Origin of the sequence: Paraburkholderia sp. SIMBA_030, from assembly GCF_046535245.1 — a bacterium.
Classification (GTDB): Bacteria; Pseudomonadota; Gammaproteobacteria; order Burkholderiales; family Burkholderiaceae; genus Paraburkholderia.
The window spans coordinates 1-240 of sequence record NZ_JAWRXB010001507.1; the positions used below are offsets into that span (position 1 = coordinate 1).

1 pseudogene is annotated in these 240 nt (G+C 65.8%); it reads right to left on the reverse strand.

The features are described from left to right. Positions 1–236: pseudogene (locus SB772_RS45065) on the reverse strand (NAD-dependent dihydropyrimidine dehydrogenase subunit PreA); the annotation flags it as partial. Positions 237–240 lie beyond the last annotated feature (4 nt).

Here is a 240-nt window from a genome sequence, read left to right on the forward strand (position 1 = left end):
TCGATATTGTTGAGGCCGAGCAGGCGGCGGTCGGCGCCCCAGATCGCGCCGTAGCGCGGGCCGTTGACGTTGACGACGGGCGGGCCTTCCTCGCCGAGCGTCTTCCAGACCACGCCGCCCCAGCCTGCCTTGAAGGCGCGCTCGACATTGTAGGCCTTGTCGGTCGGCGGCGCGGAGGCCAGCCAGAACGGGTTCGGAGACTTGATGCCGACGAAATTATTGCGGAGATCAGCCATTGTT